Below are 17,850 nucleotides of genomic sequence, written 5' to 3'. Positions count from 1 at the left end.
CTTGAGCGCAGCGGGCGGGTCGGATAACGCGCTGCCTATCATTTTTCCGGGCAACCTTTTGCTCAAAAGATCGTTAGGCACTTCCAAGGGGAATATCGCAAGATGGCAACGCACGACATGGACAAGGCACGCTCGACCTACGAGTCGTTCATGACCGCGCTCAAATGGGCCGTTCCGGTCATTGGTCTCATAACCCTTTTCGTCGTCTCGCTCATCGCCGGATAATCGCGCGCAACAACTGGCCGAAAACCTGGGGGGCCTTAGTGAAGATCGCAGTCCTGAAAGAACGCGCCGACGGGGAAACCCGCGTCGCGGCAACGCCGGAGACGGTGAAGAAGTTCATCGGCCTCGGCAATGAGGTCGCGCTTGAGGAAGGGGCTGGGGCAACCGCGTCGATCACCGACGAGGCCTTTGCGGAAGCGGGGGCGATACTCGGCGATGCGGCTGCGACCGTCAAGGACGCGGACATCGTGCTCGGTGTGCAGGCCCCCGAGGCGGCGCTGCTTGCCGGCGCGAAACCGGGCGCGTGGGTGGCCGCGCTGTTCGACCCTTTCCAGCAGGGCGAGCGGGTCGAAGTCTATGCCAAGGCCGGGCTCGAGGCGCTTTCGATGGAGTTCATGCCGCGCATCACCCGTGCGCAGTCGATGGACGTTCTTTCCAGCCAGTCGAACCTCGCCGGGTACAAGGCAGTGCTTGCTGCGGCAGACGAATATGGCCGCGCGTTCCCGATGATGATGACCGCGGCGGGCACGGTGCAGGCCGCTCGTTGCTTCGTGATGGGTGTGGGCGTCGCGGGCCTGCAGGCGATCGCCACGGCCAAGCGCCTCGGCGCTCAGGTTTCGGCGACCGATGTTCGCCCCGAAACCGCCGAACAGATCACCTCGCTCGGTGCCAAGGCGGTCTTTGCCGAGGGGCTCGAGGCGGCGGGCGAAGGCGGCTATGCGGCCGAGCTTACCGATGAACAGAAGGCCAAGCAGGCCGAACTCGTCAGCGAACATATCGCCAAGCAGGATCTCGTCATCACCACCGCTCTGATCCCGGGGCGCAAGGCGCCCGTGCTGGTCACCGACGCACAGATCGCGACGATGAAGCCCGGCAGCGTGATCTTCGATCTCGCAGTCGCGCAGGGCGGCAATGTCGAAGGCTCGAAGCCGGACGAGGTCGTTGTTAAGCACGGCGTGAAGGTCATGGGCTTTTCGAACACCCCCGCGCACCTTGCGGCCGATGCCTCGGCCCTGTTCGCGCGCAACCATTTCAATTTCCTCTCCGCCTTCTGGGACAAGGAAGCGGGCAAGCCGCAGCTCGACGAGGAAATCGGCGATGCGATCCGGCTGACAAAGGGCGGCGAAGTGGTGAACGCGAGGCTGAAGGGGTGAATCTACCCCTCGCCGCCGCTGCTCTATCGTACGCTGTGCTTCCGGCCCTCGCGGGCGCCGTGGAAGGTGCACCACCGCATCCGGTCGAGGGCGACTGGACGGTCGATCTGAGGCTGTCGTTGGATGACGCGCCCTACAGCCAGCCGATGGAAATCCGGCTTTCGTCCGATCGCAAAATCCGCGGAAGCTTCTACGGCTCGCAGATCGAAGCCGGACGGCTCGGCGAAGCGCAGGGTCGCTCCTGTATCGCTTTCAGGACCCGCGACGCTTCCGGGGCCTATCATCACGCCGCCTGTCTCGTCGACGACACGCTCGTCGGTCAGAGCTGGAGCGAAGGTCGCGATTTCGTCAACCCGTGGACCGCAGAACGGAAAGAATAATGGACTTCATTTCAATCCTCTCGATCTTCGTGCTGGCGTGTTTCGTCGGCTATTACGTGGTGTGGTCGGTCACCCCGGCGCTGCATACGCCGCTCATGGCGGTGACGAACGCGATTTCCTCGGTGATCGTGGTCGGCGCGCTGATCGCTTCCGCCGAAGCGGGTAGCGATGTTGCCAAGTATCTGGGCCTTGCCGGCGTGGTGCTTGCGAGCATCAACATCTTCGGCGGTTTTGCGGTGACCGAGCGCATGCTCGCCATGTACAAGAAGAAGGAGAAGTGAGGATGGGCCGTTTCGTCACTTCCCTCGGCCCGGTGCTCGGCCTTGCCGGGCTGGCCTCCCTTGCCGCCAGCCCCGCTCATGCCGCGACCGCGGCCGAAGGCGTATCTGCATGGGTCCCGCTCGCCTACTTGATTGCGGGTGTTTTCTTCATCCTCGCCCTGCGCGGGTTGTCGCATCCCTCCACCAGCCGGGCGGGCAACCGCAACGGAATGATCGGCATGGTGATCGCGGTGGCGACCACGCTGGTCACCCACGACATTGCCAATATCGTCGAGATCGCGATTGCCATCGCCATCGGCGGGGTGGTCGGATTCGTCATTGCGCGGCGCATCGCGATGACGGCGATGCCCGAATTGGTCGCGGGCTTTCACTCGTTGGTCGGGATGGCCGCCGTGCTCGTGGGCTTTGCCGCTTGGCTCAACCCGGGCGCGTTCGGCATTCTCGACGATACAGGACAGATCCTGCTCGTCAGCCGGATCGAGCTTGGCCTCGGCATTGCGATCGGGGCGATCACCTTTTCCGGTTCGGTCATTGCCTTTCTCAAGCTTTCGGGGCGGATGAGCGGTTCGCCGATCCTCCTGCCCGCCCGGCACATCATCAATCTCGGGACGCTCGCTGCGATCCTGGTGCTGATCGGGCTCTATGCCGTCTCCCCGCAGGGCGCGGCCGGTGAAGGCTGGATGATCCTTGCGATCGCGGTGCTCGCTTTCGTCATCGGCTTCCTGCTGATCATTCCGATCGGCGGGGCCGACATGCCGGTCGTCGTCTCGATGCTGAACTCCTATTCCGGCTGGGCCGCGGCCGCGATGGGCTTCACCCTCGGCAACACCGCTATGATCATCACCGGCGCGCTGGTCGGCTCTTCCGGTGCGATCCTCTCCTACATCATGTGCCGGGCCATGAACCGCAGTTTCATCTCGGTCATCGCCGGCGGCTTTGGAGCGGACGATGCGGGCGGCGCGGGCGGCGAGGCGCGCGAGGTACGGCCCTACAAGCAGGGCAGCGCGGACGACGCCGCCTTCATGCTCGAACAGGCGGAAAAGGTCATCATCATTCCCGGCTACGGCATGGCGGTGGCGCAGGCGCAGCACGCGCTGCGCGAGATGGCCGAACTGCTCGAGGAAAAGGGTGTCGAGGTCAAATACGCGATCCACCCCGTCGCGGGGCGCATGCCCGGCCACATGAACGTGCTGCTGGCCGAAGCGAGCGTCGATTATGACAAGGTGTTCGAGCTGGAGGACATCAACTCCGAATTCGCCAATTGCGACGTCGCCTTCATCATCGGCGCGAACGACGTGGTGAACCCGGCGGCGAAGACCGACAAGTCCTCGCCGATCTTCGGCATGCCCGTGTTCGATGTCGACAAGGCGCGGCAGGTCTTCTTCATCAAGCGGTCGATGGGCGGGGTCGGCTATGCCGGGGTCGACAACGACGTGTTCTACATGAACCAGACCACTATGCTGCTCAGCGACGCGAAGAAGATGGTCGAGGAAATCGTCAAGGCGCTCGACTAGCATGGCGGGCGAAGGCGGCAAGGGCGTGCGTCCCATGCGCCTCCTCGCGATCCTCGTCGCCATCGTCGTCATCGCGGCGGGCGCATGGCTTGTCCTGCGCGAGGACGGCGTGCTCGAACAGGTGACCGCTGCCCGGGTCGAGGACGCTCTGGTTGCGAACGGCATGCCCGCGCCCATGGCCGAATGCATGGGCGAGCGGCTCGTCGACCGGCTCACGATCGGGCAGTTGCGCAGGCTGGAACGCCTTTCGCCCGAAGAAGGCGAAAGGGCGGTGCCGCGTTCCGTGCGCGAGGCGCTGGACCGGCTCGGACGGGTCGACGATCCCGAGGCTGTCGAAGCGCTCGCGACCACGGCGGCGGGCTGCGGGGTGCAATTGCTGCGCGAGCGATTCTGACACCTTGCCTTGTCCTGGGCCCTTGCGCACAGTGGCGCAAAGGAAGGGACCAGAATGATCAGACTTTCGCTCGCCGCCGCCTTGCTCGCTTGCACCATTCCAGGCGCAACCCATGCCCAGACCGCCGATGCCTCAGGCGAGCGTGTCGGGACCGAATACATGGTCTTCGAGGCGGAGACCAACGAGCCTGCGAAGTCGCATTTCCTGCGTGGTCTCGCCCTGCTGCACAATTTTGAATATCGCCGCGCGGCGAAAGCCTTCCGCGAGGCGCAGGCGGCCGATCCCGAGTACGTCATGGCCTATTGGGGCGAGGCGATGACGCACAACCACCCGCTATGGGAGGAACAGGACCGCGACGCCGCGCGCGCCATTCTCGCCCGGCTCGCTCCGACGCGCGAAGCGCGCGCCGTCAAAGCGCGCAACGCGCTTGAGTCGGCGTGGCTCGACGCTCTGGAAACGCTTTATTCCGATCAAGGCACCAAGGAAGAGCGCGACCTCGCCTATCTTGCGAAGATGCGCGCCATGCTGGCCGATTATCCCGACGACATCGACGTGCGCGCCTTCACCGGGCTTGCCGTGCTCGGCTCTTCCCACGGAGGGCGGCAGGTTCCGATCTACATGGCGGCGGCGGGAATCCTCGAACCCGGTTTCATGACGCATGAGCGGCATCCGGGCATTCTCCACTACCTCATCCATTCCTATGACGACCCGGTCCACGCCCCGCTCGGCGAACGCATGGCAGAAAGGTATGCGACGGTCGCGCCGGATGCGGGCCATGCCCAGCACATGGTGAGCCACATCTTCCACGCCCTTGCCGACTGGGAGGCATCGGAAGCGGCGAACATCAAGGCCGATGCCGTGGTCGATCGCCAGCGCATCGCTGCGGGGCGCGCGCCCTCCGATTGCGGACACTACAATGAATGGCTTGTCTATGCCCTCCTCCAGCAGGGCAAGGATGCGAGCGACCGTGTGGCGGCCTGCCGCGCGGTGGCCGAGAGCGGCGAGCCTGCCTATGGCCCCGTCCGCAGTTACAGCGTGATGGCCGCATGGCAGGCGGTCGATACCGGCAAATGGCCCGAACCGATTGACGAGGAGGCGCGTGCTTTCCTGCTCCCGCGCCTGACACTCACCCATGTCGAGGCGCTGCGTCGCCGGGAGGATCCCGATGCCGTCGCAGCCGCGCTTGCCGAAATGCGGCGCGATGCCGCGGCGGTTCCCGACCTCCTCGCACGCATGGCGCCCGATGATCGCAGCACGATGCCGTGGGTCGAACGCGCGATCGCGCAGGTCGAGGCGGTTCGCCTGCTCGCTGAGGGCGATGCGCAAGGCGGCCTTGCCGCGCTGCGCGCTGCGGCCGAGGCCGAATCCGCTCTGCCAACCGTGTTCGGTCCGCCCGCCATGCCCAAGCCGAGCTGGGAACTGCTCGGCGAGGAATTGCTGGCGCTCGGGCGAAGGGACGAGGCGGCGGAAGCGTTCCGCAATTCGCTTCGCTTCGCTCCGGGTCGGCGGCTCTCGATGCAGGGTCTCAAGGCGGCTACGGGCACCTGAAGCCTTGTCAGCGCTCCCTTTTATGGGCCAGATAAGCGGTAACGGAGGGAGAGAAACAATGAGAAGATTGGCCCTTGGCGCGCTGTTGCTGTTGTCGACCGCGCCGCTCGCCGCCGAAACGCACACCATCGCGCCCGGAAAGGGTGCGCAAGAGCGCCTGCAGGAGGCGCTCATCCTTGCCCGGCCGGGCGACGAGATCGTGCTCGAGGCGGGGCGCTACACGCTCACCGACGGGCTCAGCCTCGATGTCGATGGCGTGACGGTGCGCGGGGCGGGTCCGGCGCTCAGCGTGCTCGATTTCACCACCCAGCAAGGCGCGGGCGAGGGGCTTCTCGTGACTTCCGACGAGGTTACCCTGCGTGATTTCGCGCTCGAAAATCCCAAGGGCGACGGGATCAAGTCGAAAGGCGCGGACAATATCGTCTATCACCGCATCCGCGTGACCTGGACCGGAGGGCCGAAGCCGGAGAACGGCGCCTACGGCATCTACCCTGTCGAAAGCACCGGCGTGCTCGTCAGCCATTCCGAAGTCTCGGGCGCGTCGGACGCAGGGATCTATGTCGGCCAGTCTAAGAAGATCACCGTGCGCAATTCCATCGCGACCGACAATGTCGCCGGGATCGAGATCGAGAACAGCCGCGATGCGATCGTCACCGACAATTACGTGAGCCGCAATACCGGCGGCATCCTCGTCTTCGACCTGCCCGGCCTGCCGGTCATGGGCGGAGGCAACGTGCTGGTGAAGAACAACCTCGTCTCAGGCAACAACACGCCCAATTTCGCGCCTCCGGGCAATATCGTGGGCGGCGTGCCGCGCGGCACGGGTATCATGGTGATGGCGAACGAGAAGGTCTGGGTCGAGGACAACGTGGTGATGGACAATCCCACCGCGCCCTTCATGGTGATCGCCTATACGCAAGGGTTCGACGATGCCCGCTACAATCCCTATCCGCGCGAGGTGGTGATCGCGGACAATACGGTCGATGCGGGCGCGACCGATCCCGATCTTCCGGGCGGCGAGATGCTGCTCGCCGCGTTCGGCGGCACTCTTCCGCCACTGGTCAGCGATGGATTGTCCGATCCGGGCAGCCCGGACATTGCCGCGCTTGCCACCCATCCCGACATTCGCGGCTGGTCGCTCAATCTGTCGCGGCAGGGCCAGCCGCTTGCCGAGGCGCAGCCGGGCCCGCTCGACGTGCCGGCCTATACATCGCCCTGGGACATGGGCGAGATCGGCGCGCCTGCGGATCTGGAGGCGCGGCTGCAGTGAAGCACTCGTTCTGGCTTCTTGCCGCCGGCGCCGCCGCGCTGGCCTGCGGCCTGACGCTTTCCCCCCGCCTCGATGCCCTGCCGCCGCCCTTTATCAACGATGCGGCGATCCGGGGCGAGGTGCAGGCGGACGGGGAGGTGCGCGCCATGCCGCGCACCCTTGCCGAATACGGTTTCTTCCTCGACCGGGCCGCGCGCCTTCCTGACGAGCGCCTGATTGCCTATGAACTCAACACCCCGTTATGGTCCGACGGGGCGGACAAGCTGCGTTATGTCTACGTGCCCGAAGGCGAAGCGATACGACCGGATGCGGACGGGCTGCTGCAATTCCCGGTCGGCACGGCGATCATCAAGACATTCGCTTTCGGCGAGGGCGCGGATCAACGCTATATCGAAACGCGCCTGCTGCTCCACCGCGCCGATGGCTGGCTGGCTTTGCCCTATCGCTGGAACGAGGAACAGACCGAAGCAAGGTTGGCTGTGGCTGGCGCAAGGATTCCGATCACGACACCCGCCGGTGAAACGATCAGTTACCGGATCCCGAACAAGAACCAGTGCAAGACTTGCCATTCGAAGGGCGGCGCGGTGATCCCCATCGGACCGAAGGCGCGCAACCTATCGGCCGGGTGGCTCGCCGAAATGGAGCGGGCCGGCATGCTCACGGCCATGCCCGAAGGCCACGACACCCTGCCCCGGTGGAACGCGTCGACGCGCGGCGATGTCGCGGCTCTTGCCCGGGCCTATCTCGATGTGAATTGCGCCCATTGCCATCAGCCGGGCGGGGCCGCTTCGAACTCCGGACTGGACTTGCGCTGGGAGCAGGAGGATCCCCACGCTCTGGGCATAGGCAAGCCTCCGGTTGCTGCAGGTCGCGGCGCCGGCGGACTGCGCTTCGGTATCGCCCCCGGCGATCCCGATGCCTCCATCCTCGCCTACCGGATGCAATCCGCCGAGCCCGGGGTCGCCATGCCCGAACTGGGCAAGCAGACGGTCGACCATGACGGCGTCGATGTCGTGCGCCGCTGGATTTCGGAGATGCCGCTGCAATGAAATGGGCCATTCGCATCGCGCTCGCCCTGGTCGCGGTACTCGTCATCCTGTTCCTGGTCTTTCGCACGCCCGATACCGATGCGCAGGCGATGCGCGCGAAATATGGCGGCGAGCCATCGCAATTCATCGAGATCGGCGGAGATACAGTGGTCCACCTGCGTGACACCGGGCCGCGCGATGCCTTGCCGATCGTGCTGCTGCACGGCTCGAATTCCGACCTCCACACATGGGACGAATGGGCCGCCGGGCTGGAGGACGAATACCGCGTGATCCGTTTCGACCAGGTCGGCCACGGCCTGACCGGCCCCGATCCGGACGGCGATTACAGCCGCGCCAATTACACCGAGGATGTGCGTGAAGTGGCCGATGCACTCGGGCTCGACCGCTTCGTCGTCGGTGGCAATTCGATGGGCGGCAAGCACGCCCTCGCTTTTGCCGCGACTTACCCTGAGCGGGTGGACGGCCTCGTCCTCGTCGATGCAAGCGGCGGGCCGATGCTACGCGACGAGATCGAGGCGGAAGAGGAGCAGGAGGATGGCGGCAATATCGGGTTCGCCATTGCGCAGATGCCCGGCATCAACCGGATCGTCACCCAGATCACCCCGCGCTCGCTGATCGAAAGCAGCCTTGAGCAAAGCGTGTCGGTCGAATCGGTGGTGAGCGACGAGGTGATCGACCGGTATTGGGAATTGCTGCGCTATCCGGGCAACAGGCAGGCGACGCTGGAACGCTTTTCGGGTGAATATGACCCTCTGACCGAGGCCGAGATCGCCGGGATCAATGCGCCCGCATTGATTATATGGGGCAAGGAAGATCGGCTTATCCCGCTTGCCGCCGGGCGCTGGCTCGATCGGGTCATGCCTTCGACGACCCTCGTCGCCTATGATGGGGTCGGCCACCTGCCGCAAAAGGAAGCACCCCGGCGCAGCCTTGCCGCACTGCGTGAATGGCTCGAAGCGCGCGAATTCGTGCCCACGACCGGGAATTAGCCTCGCCTCAACGCATGCTATGGACTGTTTCGGCGCTTCCTCGCTAGAGATCGGCCTGAGGCAGACGGGATCATGGCATGGCTTTGCGCAAACTTGGATTGATCGGCGGGATGAGCTGGGTGTCGACCGGCATCTACTATGATCGCATCAACCGGATCGTCCAGAAACGCGCGGCCCCCATGGCGAGCGCGCCGCTGCTGATCGAAAGCCTCGATTTCGCGCAGCTTTTCGCCCTGCGTGAGGAGAAGGACTGGCAGCGCGCGAGCGAGGTCTTGAGTGAGAGCGCTAAGCGGCTGGAAGAGGCCGGGGCCGAGGCACTCATCATCTGCGCCAATTCGATGCACAAGGTCTATGACGATGTCGCAGGCTCGGTCGGGATCCCGATCCTCCATATCGCTGAATATGTCGGTCGCACGCTCAAGCGGTCGGGCCATGAAAGCGCCGCCCTGATCGGCACGCGCAACGTAATGACCGAAAGTTTCTATCGCAAACGGCTCGTCGCGCACGGGATCGATCTGCTGCCGCCTGACATGAAGAATGTCGAGACGCTCGACAGGATCATCTATGACGAACTGATGGTCGGCAAGGTGAGCCGGGATGCACAGCGCCAGATGAAAACTATCATCACCGCGAAATCGCAGGAAGGCGCCGATGCGATCGTGCTGGCCTGCACCGAGCTCAATCTCGTGGTCGATATCGACGCCAATGTTCTGCCCGTCTTTGACTCGACGCGCATCCACTGCGAGGCGGCCGCGGACTGGGTGCTTGACCAGGAACTCGTCGACTAAAACTCGATTGGCCGCTCTCCAGGCACGGTTGGCCGCATTAGGACAATGCGGCTGATGCCAGGGCCAAACCCCACACCTACTTCCCCCGCAGTTCTTGTCATTCAAATGTAACGACAAGTTCCGGGTCTTCGGGTCGCACCGTTGGCCCAGGGCCTGATGGCCCTTGGGGCCGCTCTCCATCCCCCCAATGCACCCGGGGAGTGGCCCCTTTCCTCCCTTATCCCTCTCACTCGGTCCGAGTTGCCGTTCTGTTCCGGTTGAGCCATTCCGCCCGCTGACCTAAGCGCATGGCCGTGATGAGACGCGCGCCCTATGCAGCCGATCCGTATGCGCATGGCGGGCGCGAATGGACCGGGCGTGCGGGTGACGAAGTACCGCGCGACGAGCAGCGCGGTCCGCGGACCGATTTCCAGCGCGACCGCGACCGGATCATCCATTCGATGAGTTTCCGAAGGCTCAAGTCGAAAACGCAGGTTTTCATCGCGCCCGAAGGCGATCACTACCGAACGCGCCTCACGCACAGCCTCGAGGTCGCTCAGATCGGGCGTGTTATCGCTCGCGCGCTCGGCCTCGACGAGGATCTGACCGAGGCGTTGTGCCTTGCCCACGATCTCGGCCATCCCCCCTTCGGCCATGCCGGCGAAGCGGCGCTGTCCGCTGCCATGCTGCGTCACGGAGGCTTCTGCCACAACGCGCAGGCGCTTCGCACCGTGATGCGGCTCGAAAGTCCTTATCCCGGGCATGAGGGGCTGAACCTGACCTGGGACCTGCTCGAAGGGCTCGCCAAGCATAACGGCCCCGTCACTGCACCGAATTGGGCGCTGGCGGAACTCGACGAGGCCTATCCGCTCGATCTGGGCACATGGCCTTCGCTCGAAGCGCAGGTCGCGGCTGTATCGGACGACATTGCCTATGACAATCACGACATCGACGACGGCCTGCGTGCGGGCTTTCTCGATCTCGAAGACTTGATGCAGCTCGATTCGCTTGCCGACCAATGGCGCAGCGTTGAAAAGCGGTTTCCCGATGCCCCGCGCGAGAGGCTGCTGCGCGAATTGGTGCGTGACCAGATCGGCCTTATGGTCAACGACGTCATCGAGCACACGCGCGCGCATGTGAAGGATATCGCCTCGGTCGCCGAAGTGCGCGCTGCGGGGCGGCAACTCGCCGGATTCTCGCCAGCAATGGCGGCGAGCGAACGCCATCTCAAGCGCTTCATGTACGACAAGCTCTATTACCATCCCGACCAGATTGCCGCTGCCGAGCGCGCACGCGATGTGGTCGCCCGGCTGGTCGCGGCCTATTCGCAGGATTCGAAGCTCATGCCCGCCGAATGGCGGGCGCGCCTGCCCGAGCGCGAACCGCATCGCAGCCGCGTGATCACCGATTTCATCGCCGGGATGAGCGACCGCTTCGCAATCCGCGCCTGCGCGGAGATTTACGGGGAGCGCCCCCTTGGGCTATCCAATGTCTGAACGAGCGCGCCCTTGAGCCGTCCCTTGCGGTCCGAAGCCGACGCCCCGGCGCGCCGTTCCGGCCCCGTGCGGCTCGCGCTGGTCGGGGCGACCGGGCTGATCGGCAGCCGCCTGATCGCGATCTCGAGCGCGGGCGAGGGCTGTCGCATCGTCGGCATTGCCCGGCGCGAGGTTCCGCTGCCAAAGGGCGCGAGGGTCGAAGTCTTCGTCGCAGAACCTGGCAAATGGGGAGAGATCTTCGACGCGGTTCGGCCGCGCGCGCTGATTTGCGCCCTTGGAACGACGTGGAAGAAAGCCGGCCGTGACGAGGCCGCCTTTCGCGCGGTCGATCAGGACCTGATCGTGTCAACCGCGGCAGCAGCGCACGCCGCGGGTATTCCCAACATGGTCCTGATCAGCGCCGCAGGGGCCGACCGCGATGCGAAGAGCCTCTATCTGCGCGTGAAGGGCGAGACCGAAGCCCTGGTCTCGAAAACGGGTTTCCGGCGCCTCGACATCCTGCGCCCCGGCCTGCTCAAGGGCGAACGACAGGGCGACTGGCGGCTTGCCGAACGCCTCGCCCTGATGGCGAGCCCGGTGGTCGAACCCCTGCTGCCGGAAAAATGGGCCGGCTTCCGATCGATCGAGGCCGATATCGTCGCAGAGGCCGCGTTGTTCCTCGCACAGCGGCGCGCCCAGGGGCGTTTCACCCACGACAATGAGGCGATGAAGCGCGCGGCGCGCGAGTGGCGCGCGAAAATGGACTGAAAGGGGACGGAGAATGGATTGGCCCACCCTATTCAATGCGGTGAATCTGATCGCGCTGATCGCATGGGCTGCGCTCATCCTGTTGCCGCGCTGGCCGGCTGTCCTTTCGGGCGTCCTCTATCTCGGCGTGGGCCTGCTCTGCCTGATCTATGCCGTCGCGATGATCGGCGTGGTGAGCGGGGCGATCCCCAATCCCGAAGGGGGCGGAGCCGATTTCACCACGATCGAGGGCGTGCAGGCGATCTTCGCGACGCAAGCGGGCGTCACTATCGGCTGGACGCATTACCTTGCCTTCGACCTTTTCGTGGGCCTGTGGGTTGCGCGCGATGCCGACGCCAAGGCCGTCTCGCGGCTGGTGCAGGCGCCCATCCTGCTTGCGACCTTTATCGCCGGTCCTCTGGGCCTGCTTGTCTGGCTGATTGTGCGCGAGCCCGCCGCGCGAAAGACCGGCCGTTTCAGCTAGTCATCTAGGCGGTGGACCTCGCCCGTCCGTCATGCTTAATCATCGGCCTGTGACCAAGCTGGGAGAGAGCACGGCCATGGCGCGACAAGCCCATCACGACTTTTTTACCTTTGACGAGATCCTCGCCTTCTGGGCGAAGGAACGCCCCGGTCTTTCCGCTTTCGAACAGGAAGGCCGGGTGACGACATTTGCCGAGGCGGACGACCTGACGAAGCGTCTCGTCACGCTCTTTCGCGAACGGGGCGTGGGCAAGGGCGATCGGATCGCCTGGCTCGGCAAGAACGCGGACATGTATTTCCTGCTCTATCTCGCCGCTGCCAGGGTGGGCGCCGTGATGGTGCCGATCGGCTGGCGGCTCGCTGCGCCGGAAATCGCCTACATTCTCAAGGACACGACCGCCAAGCTGCTGTTCGCGGGTGCCGAATTCGTCGACACGGCGAGCAAGGTGGCGGGCGACGTGCCGATGAAACCGCAGGTGATCGAGGCCGAGGCGGCCCGCCGCGAGGCGGCGGCGCTGCCGCCCGCCACCTACGAAGCGCCGGGTGCGGACGAGCCGGTGCTGCAACTCTACACCTCGGGCACGACCGGCAATCCCAAGGGCGCGGTGCTGTCCAATCGCAACCTGCTTGGCCTGCGCAATCCGGGCAACGATGCGGGGCTCGAATGGAATTTCTACGAAAAGGGCGATTGCATGCTGATCGCCATGCCGTGTGCGCATATCGGCGGCACGGGCCTCATGAACATCGCCATCGCCAATGGCGTGCGCAGCCTGGTGCAGGCGGAATTCACGCCCGTCGGCGTGCTCGAGGCGATCGAGAACGGCGCGACCCACATGTTCATCGTGCCGGCCGCGCTGCAGATGGTGGTGCAGCACCCGCGCGCGGCCGAGACCGATTTTTCGAACCTTCGCTATCTCATGTACGGCGCTGCGCCCATGCCGCTCGAACTGCTCAAGGAAGCGGTGCGGACCATGCCGGGGACGAAGTTCCTGCAGGCTTACGGCATGACCGAGACCGCGGGCACGATTTCGATCCTGCCTCCCGAGGATCACAGCCTTGAAGGCAACCAGCGCATGCGCTCTGCGGGCAAGGCCGTGCCGGGGGTGGAGATCGAGGTGAGGGGGCCGGAAAATACCGAGCTTCCCCGAGGCGAGATCGGCGAGGTGTGCATCAAGTCGCCCTCCAACACTGCGGGCTACTGGAAACTCCCCGAAGCGACCGAGAAGACCATCGACGCCGACGAATGGCTGCACACCGGCGATGCGGGCATCATGGACGAGGACGGCTATGTCTATATCCAGGACCGTATCAAGGACATGATCATCTCCGGCGGCGAGAACGTCTATCCGGCCGAAGTCGAGAACGCGATTTTCGGCCACCCTGCAATCGCCGAGGTCGCGGTGATCGGCGTGCCGAGTGAAAAGTGGGGCGAAGAGGTCAAGGCCTGCGTCGTGCCCAAGCCCGGGTGCGAGGTCGAGGAGGGCGAAGTCATCGCCTATGTCCGCGAACGGATCGCCGCGTTCAAGGCGCCCAAAAGCGTCGACATCATCCCCGAAATGCCGCGCAATCCCTCCGGCAAGATCCTGCGCCGCCAGTTGCGCGCGCCCTATTGGGAAGGGCGGGAAAGGCAGGTTTCCTGAGCGTGAAACAGCACGCTCCCGCCACACAGCGCAACCGCGAACCGATCGCGAAGGTGCTTGCTGCTGAATTACCGGGCAGCGGGCGCGTGCTTGAAATCGCCGCAGGGACGGGCGAACACGCGATGTTCTTCGCAGCGCGTTTCCAGGCACTCGAATGGCTGCCGAGCGATCCGTCGCCCGAGGCGCTCGCCTCGATCGAGGCTTGGCGGGAAGACTATGAGGGAGACAATCTGGCCGAACCTGTGCTGCTGGACGCGGCGCGGCGAGACTGGCCGGTGGATCGTGCCGACGCGATCCTGTGCATCAACATGGTGCATATTAGCCCATGGAAAGCGAGCACGGGTCTGTTCGACGGTGCGGCGCGGCTGCTCGAGAAGGGCGCGCCGCTGATCCTGTACGGCCCTTTCTTCGAGCCGGACGTCGAGCCCGCCCCGTCCAATCTCGATTTCGACCGATCGTTAAAGGCGCGCGATCCGCGCTGGGGTATACGCGACCTTGCCGAGATCGATCGGCTCGCCGAACGCAGCGGGTTCACCCGCACCGCGCGGTGCGAAATGCCCGCCAATAACCTGACGCTGGTCTATCGCCGCAAGTGATGCGTGTCAGTCGATCGCGCGCTTGCCCGCGCGGCCGACCGATTTAACGTCTTCGCCGAGCCCTTCGACGGTGTTGCACGCGGCGGTCGTGGTGAGAAGCGCGCCGAGCAGGGCGACGCCGAGAAGCTTCAGTTTCATGCGATTGGACCTCTTCGATGCAAGGGAGTGCGCCTATCGAAATTGGCACTACGGGCGTGAAAGGCAACAAAAAAGGACCCGCCTGACCGGGCGGGTCCCTAGTGCCGTAGGCGGCACCATCAGATTTCCTCTTCGACCTCGTTAGAAGCGGATTCGAGGTCTTCGCCTGCACCTTCGACAGTGTTGCAGGCGGCGGCGGTGAGGGTCAGCGTGCTCGCGGCGATGGCGATGAAAGTCCTGCGGATCATGGGTTTGGCTCCTTTTCGTTGCACACCCAACCAAGAAGCGCGACCTAACCGCGTTCCGAAACTGCGACGGGTTGGGCGCGAGAGCGGGCGAGTTGCCGTTCGCGCCAGGCGATGAGCGCGCCCGCCCCGATGATGAGCGGGGCCCCGATCCACAAGCTCGCGGGCGCGGCTCGGCCGAACACCTGCCACCCGTACAAAGTCGCCCAGAGCAGCGAGGTGTAATCCATCAGCAGGATCACAGCCGCCGAACCGAACCGCAATGACGTGGTAAGCAATATCTGTGCGAGCGCCCCGCACAGCGCCATGGCGAGGATGATCCCCCAGGTTTCCAGATCGTGGACGCCCGAAACGAAGGGGAGGGAAAGCGCCATCAGCGGAGCGGTGATGGCGGAAAACCAGAACACGATGCTCCACGGGGTCTCGGTCGTGTTGAGGTCCTGCACCTGGAAACTGATCAGCGCGACGAGGAACGCCGCGATGAGGCCCACGGCGGCTCCAAGCGGATTGATCGCGCTGCCCTCGGCAAGCCCGAAACCTGGGGAGGTGATGACGAGCACGCCCGCAAATCCGAGTGCCACCGCGCTCCAGCGGTAACGCCCGACTTTTTCGCCAAACAGCACGACCGATATCACCACCGCGAAAAAGGGCGCGGTAAAACTGATCGCGGTCGCTTCGGGCAGGGGCAGCAGCATGACCGCGCCATAGACGAACATCATGCCGGTGATACCGTAGGCTGCGCGCCTTGCGTGTGCCCCGATCCGTTTCGTGCGGATGGTCGAAAGTCGGCCCCAGGCGGCGAGCAGCCCCGCGACTGCTAGAACGGTGAGCGCCTGCCGCCAGAAAATCAGTTCGAGCAGGTGCGCTCCGCGTTCGCCGGCGAGCTTGACCAGCATTCCCATGGTCGCGAGTACGACTGCGGTCGCAAGGCGGATGGCGAGCGCGAGCAGCGGGCGGGGGCGGGCGATCGAGCCATCCATCCTTGCGCGACTTAGGCTCCCAATGGGATTGCGCAAGCGCCGAGCGCGCCTAAATGCGCTGGAGACCGCCCGGAGCGCCCGCCATGATCGACCTTTTCCATCGCCTTCTTCTCGCGAGTGACGCCATGTTGATGGCGATGGCGGGTCTTGTCTTCTGGTTGGTCGCCGGTTTTGCGGCGCTGATGGAAAAGCGAAGGGTGAGGAAACGTCCTCTCGACCGGCTCGAAGCCGTCGGCTGGGTGCCTTGGACGCCAATCTTCGTCGGTTGCGCGATCATCGGCGGCGGCATGCTCTCTATGAGCGCACCGGTCGTGCTTGGCGAGATAATGTAGGTGCGACTACTGGCAGAAGATCCCGGCGGTGCAAGCGCCGCAAGCGCGGCGGCGCGCCGACCGGTTAGGCCCCAGATACCGGACCTTACGGTCCGGTATCACCTGCCTTAAAGGCAGGCCTCAAGATACGCTTGGTCGAACCCGAATTGCCGTGCCTTTTCCAGCGTGTAGGGGCGCAGGCCCGACGAACGGAATTCGCCCATGATCTTGCCGTCCTCGCTCTCGTCGAGATATTCGAACTTGAACAATTCCTGCGTCACGATCACGTCGCCTTCCATCCCGATCACCTCGGTGATGTTGGTGGTGCGGCGCGAGCCGTCGCGAAGTCGCTTGACCTGCACGATCAGGTCGACGGATTCGGCGATCTGGCGCGAAATGGCCTCCTTGGGGATCTTGATGTCGCCCATCAGGATCATGTTTTCCATACGGCCGAGGCATTCGCGCGGGGAGTTGGCGTGGAGCGTACACATCGACCCGTCGTGACCCGTGTTCATCGCCGCGAGCAGGTCGAAACATTCCGCGCCGCGAATTTCGCCGAGGATGATGCGGTCCGGGCGCATGCGCAGGGCGTTCTTGACGAGGTCGCCGATCGTGATCGCGCCCTGGCCTTCGAGGTTCGGCGGTCGGGTTTCGAGCGGCAGCCAGTGCGGCTGCTGCAGGCGAAGTTCCGCCGCGTCCTCGATCGTCAGTACGCGTTCGCCCGGGTCGATCATCTTGGACAGGGCGTTGAGCATGGTCGTCTTACCCGAACCCGTACCGCCCGAGATGACGATGTTCATCCGGCACGCGCCCGCGATCTTGAGCGCGGTGCACATCTTCTCGCTCATCGAGCCGAATTCCTTGAGCATGTCGAGGGTGATCGGCTTTTCCGAGAACTTACGAATCGAGATCGCGGTGCCGCGCAGGGACAGCGGCGGGACGATCACGTTGACACGTGAGCCGTCCTTGAGGCGGGCGTCGGCGAGCGGCGTGGTCTGGTCGACGCGGCGGCCGACCTGGTTCACGATGCGCTGCGCGATCTGGAACAGGTGCTGTTCGTCGCGGAAACGGATCGGGGCGAGCACAAGCTTGCCCTTCTTTTCGATGTAGGTCTGGTCCGGCCCGTTGACCATGATGTCGGACACGTCCGGGTCGTTGAGCAGCTCCTCGAGCGGGCCGAACCCCAAAAGCTCGTCGATCAGCACCTTTTCCAGCGCGAACTGTTCGCGCCGGTTCAGCGTGACCTTGAGCTCGGCCAGCACTTCCATGATGATCGGGCGGAATTCCTCGGAGAGCTCCTCCTTGGACAGCGTTGCCGCCGCTTCGGGATCGACCCGTTCGAGCAGGCGCGGAAGCACCTGTTCCTTGATCTTGTGGACACTCGCTTCGAAACCGCCGACTTCGCTGTCGGAATTGTGGACCGCGCTCATGCGCTCCGCGAGGCGTTCCATCGCATCCGAGGTCGCGCCGCCTCTCGACGGTTTGGCCTGCGCGGGCTTGGGCGCTTCGGGTGCGGCGGGCTTTTCTTCGCCGGGAAGCGGGGGGAACTGTTCGCCGCCCTGCGTTTCGCCGGAACGCGCGCCCCCTTTCATCGGCCGGGCCACCCCGAAGGCGGGACGCCCGCCGGGCTTCATGTTCCCGCCGCCCTTCTTGCCGAATGCGCTCAT

At 64.7% G+C, this 17,850-nt stretch carries 21 protein-coding genes; 17 read left to right on the top strand and 4 right to left on the bottom strand.

What is annotated here, in order from left to right; translation table 11 throughout:
* The first annotated feature begins 102 nt into the window (after positions 1-102).
* The 16 genes from RIB52_RS05540 (at position 103) to RIB52_RS05465 (ending at position 14,509) form a co-directional block, all read left to right on the top strand.
* A complete protein-coding gene (locus tag RIB52_RS05540) occupies positions 103-225 on the top strand; it encodes a hypothetical protein (protein WP_350173744.1) in 123 nt (40 codons plus the stop codon).
* A gap of 38 nt (positions 226-263) precedes the next feature.
* Positions 264-1,376 (top strand): NAD(P) transhydrogenase subunit alpha, encoded by a 1,113-nt coding sequence (locus RIB52_RS05535; RefSeq protein ID WP_350173742.1) that lies wholly within the window; start codon positions 264-266, stop codon positions 1,374-1,376.
* Between the two features lie 59 nt (positions 1,377-1,435).
* Positions 1,436-1,756, top strand: coding sequence for a hypothetical protein (locus RIB52_RS05530; RefSeq protein ID WP_350173740.1), 321 nt, complete (start codon positions 1,436-1,438; stop codon positions 1,754-1,756).
* Positions 1,756-2,037, top strand: a complete 282-nt coding sequence (locus RIB52_RS05525) for an NAD(P) transhydrogenase subunit alpha part 2 (protein WP_350173738.1) — start codon at positions 1,756-1,758, stop codon at positions 2,035-2,037. Before RIB52_RS05530 ends, RIB52_RS05525 begins: the two co-directional genes overlap by 1 nt.
* Positions 2,038-2,039: 2 nt before the next feature.
* Positions 2,040-3,551, top strand: coding sequence for an NAD(P)(+) transhydrogenase (Re/Si-specific) subunit beta (locus RIB52_RS05520; protein ID WP_350173736.1), 1,512 nt, complete (start codon positions 2,040-2,042; stop codon positions 3,549-3,551).
* A 1-nt stretch (position 3,552) separates the two neighbouring features.
* Positions 3,553-3,945, top strand: coding sequence for a hypothetical protein (locus RIB52_RS05515; protein ID WP_350173734.1), 393 nt, complete (start codon positions 3,553-3,555; stop codon positions 3,943-3,945).
* Positions 3,946-3,999: 54 nt separating this feature from the next.
* Positions 4,000-5,493, top strand: a complete 1,494-nt coding sequence (locus RIB52_RS05510; RefSeq protein ID WP_350173732.1) for a hypothetical protein — start codon at positions 4,000-4,002, stop codon at positions 5,491-5,493.
* A 58-nt stretch (positions 5,494-5,551) separates the two neighbouring features.
* Positions 5,552-6,763, top strand: coding sequence for a parallel beta-helix domain-containing protein (locus RIB52_RS05505; protein WP_350173730.1), 1,212 nt, complete (start codon positions 5,552-5,554; stop codon positions 6,761-6,763).
* The gene (locus RIB52_RS05500; RefSeq protein ID WP_350173728.1) at positions 6,760-7,812 is read left to right on the top strand and encodes an SO2930 family diheme c-type cytochrome; all 1,053 of its coding nucleotides are present in this window, start codon (positions 6,760-6,762) and stop codon (positions 7,810-7,812) included. The genes RIB52_RS05505 and RIB52_RS05500 overlap by 4 nt, the downstream gene beginning before the upstream one ends.
* On the top strand, positions 7,809-8,801 hold the full coding sequence (locus RIB52_RS05495) for an alpha/beta fold hydrolase (protein WP_350173726.1): 993 nt from the start codon (positions 7,809-7,811) through the stop codon (positions 8,799-8,801). The genes RIB52_RS05500 and RIB52_RS05495 overlap by 4 nt, the downstream gene beginning before the upstream one ends.
* 77 nt (positions 8,802-8,878) lie before the next feature.
* Positions 8,879-9,589: an aspartate/glutamate racemase family protein gene (locus tag RIB52_RS05490; protein ID WP_350173724.1), complete on the top strand. Its 711-nt coding sequence runs from the start codon at positions 8,879-8,881 to the stop codon at positions 9,587-9,589.
* A gap of 296 nt (positions 9,590-9,885) precedes the next feature.
* Positions 9,886-11,064: a deoxyguanosinetriphosphate triphosphohydrolase gene (locus tag RIB52_RS05485; protein WP_350173889.1), complete on the top strand. Its 1,179-nt coding sequence runs from the start codon at positions 9,886-9,888 to the stop codon at positions 11,062-11,064.
* Positions 11,065-11,076: 12 nt separating this feature from the next.
* Positions 11,077-11,811 (top strand): NAD(P)H-binding protein, encoded by a 735-nt coding sequence (locus RIB52_RS05480; protein ID WP_350173722.1) that lies wholly within the window; start codon positions 11,077-11,079, stop codon positions 11,809-11,811.
* Between the two features lie 13 nt (positions 11,812-11,824).
* Positions 11,825-12,274 carry an ABA4-like family protein gene (locus RIB52_RS05475; RefSeq protein WP_350173720.1) on the top strand — a complete coding sequence of 150 codons (450 nt, stop codon included), beginning with the start codon at positions 11,825-11,827 and terminating at the stop codon, positions 12,272-12,274.
* 76 nt (positions 12,275-12,350) lie between these two features.
* Positions 12,351-13,913, top strand: coding sequence for a long-chain-fatty-acid--CoA ligase (locus RIB52_RS05470; RefSeq protein ID WP_350173718.1), 1,563 nt, complete (start codon positions 12,351-12,353; stop codon positions 13,911-13,913).
* Positions 13,910-14,509 carry a DUF938 domain-containing protein gene (locus RIB52_RS05465; protein WP_350173887.1) on the top strand — a complete coding sequence of 200 codons (600 nt, stop codon included), beginning with the start codon at positions 13,910-13,912 and terminating at the stop codon, positions 14,507-14,509. The genes RIB52_RS05470 and RIB52_RS05465 overlap by 4 nt, the downstream gene beginning before the upstream one ends.
* Before the next feature lie 6 nt (positions 14,510-14,515).
* Here RIB52_RS05465 and RIB52_RS05460 read toward each other — a convergent pair whose 3' ends face one another.
* The 3 genes from RIB52_RS05460 to RIB52_RS05450 form a co-directional block, all read right to left on the bottom strand.
* On the bottom strand, positions 14,516-14,647 hold the full coding sequence (locus RIB52_RS05460; protein WP_350173716.1) for an Entericidin EcnA/B family protein: 132 nt from the start codon (positions 14,645-14,647) through the stop codon (positions 14,516-14,518).
* Positions 14,648-14,766: 119 nt separating this feature from the next.
* Complete coding sequence (locus tag RIB52_RS05455) at positions 14,767-14,895, bottom strand: hypothetical protein (RefSeq protein ID WP_350173714.1); 129 nt, start codon at positions 14,893-14,895, stop codon at positions 14,767-14,769.
* Between the two features lie 44 nt (positions 14,896-14,939).
* The gene (locus RIB52_RS05450; RefSeq protein ID WP_350173712.1) at positions 14,940-15,872 is read right to left on the bottom strand and encodes a DMT family transporter; all 933 of its coding nucleotides are present in this window, start codon (positions 15,870-15,872) and stop codon (positions 14,940-14,942) included.
* A gap of 83 nt (positions 15,873-15,955) precedes the next feature.
* Here RIB52_RS05450 and RIB52_RS05445 point away from each other — a divergent pair, with 83 nt between their 5' ends.
* Entirely contained in the window at positions 15,956-16,204 is a 249-nt protein-coding gene (locus RIB52_RS05445; protein WP_350173710.1) for a hypothetical protein, read from the top strand.
* A 107-nt stretch (positions 16,205-16,311) separates the two neighbouring features.
* Here RIB52_RS05445 and RIB52_RS05440 read toward each other — a convergent pair whose 3' ends face one another.
* The gene (locus tag RIB52_RS05440) at positions 16,312-17,850 is read right to left on the bottom strand and encodes a TadA family conjugal transfer-associated ATPase (RefSeq protein WP_350173708.1); all 1,539 of its coding nucleotides are present in this window, start codon (positions 17,848-17,850) and stop codon (positions 16,312-16,314) included.

This window comes from Erythrobacter sp. (assembly GCF_040217515.1).
In the GTDB taxonomy this organism is placed as follows: Bacteria; Pseudomonadota; Alphaproteobacteria; order Sphingomonadales; family Sphingomonadaceae; genus Erythrobacter.
The sequence above is the reverse complement of the archived record's forward strand: the minus strand, read 5'-3'. Positions and strand labels throughout refer to the sequence as shown.